At 33.0% G+C, this 815-nt stretch carries 1 protein-coding gene; it reads left to right on the plus strand.

Translation table 11 applies throughout. The features are described from left to right. On the plus strand, nucleotides 1–815 hold an 815-nt coding region (locus tag GQR46_RS20220), incomplete at both ends, for an ATP-binding protein (protein WP_240922938.1).

Consider the following 815-nt stretch of genomic DNA (forward strand, 5'->3'; position numbering starts at 1 on the left):
AAGCTTTTTCAAGTGCTAAAAATTTATTGCAGATTTTAAATAATATTCTAGATTTTTCTAAACTAGAATCGGAAAAAGTCCAGTTAGAGCAAATCCCTTTTACTTTACATACTATTGTTTCTAACGTTCAAAATTTATTCTCAACAAATGCCAAGCAAAAAGGCTTGCTACTAAATTTCACTTTACACGTTGATGCAGGACTTGAACTTATTGGCGACCCAATGCACTTAAGCCAAATAATAAATAATTGTGTAGGTAACGCAATTAAGTTTACAGAGCATGGTGAAATATCATTAATTATAGAAGCGACATCTCAACACGAAAAAACAATAAACCTTCGCTTTAGTATAAAAGACACGGGTATTGGGATGACTGAAGAGCAATCAAAAATTATATTCCAGTCTTTCTCGCAAGGTGATTCAAGCACAACAAGAAAGTATGGTGGGACCGGTTTAGGACTCACTATAAGCAAACAGTTAACTAAATTGCTGGGCGGAGATATACAAGTAAGGAGCACGATTAATCAAGGTAGCGAGTTTTTCTTTACTCTACCCTTTACTTTATCTGAGCAACAAAAGCTTAAAAAACACGCCTTATTAATTAGCCCTGATAATGAGCAAATTAAAAAATTAATGGACTTACTAAGTGATATAAATATAACGACAGAAACAACACAAGAACCATTAAGAGCCATTGCAAAAATGTCTCAGCCTAGTAGCCCATTTAGTATTGTAATAATGTCGATAGAAAAAAAAGAGCTCAACGATAACTTTATTTTACAACAACTGTACGCTCAAAATAAAAACGTTAATGAA

Origin of the sequence: Pseudoalteromonas sp. Z1A6 (genome assembly GCF_011378745.1) — a bacterium.
GTDB classification, from domain to species: domain Bacteria; phylum Pseudomonadota; class Gammaproteobacteria; order Enterobacterales; family Alteromonadaceae; genus Pseudoalteromonas; species Pseudoalteromonas arctica.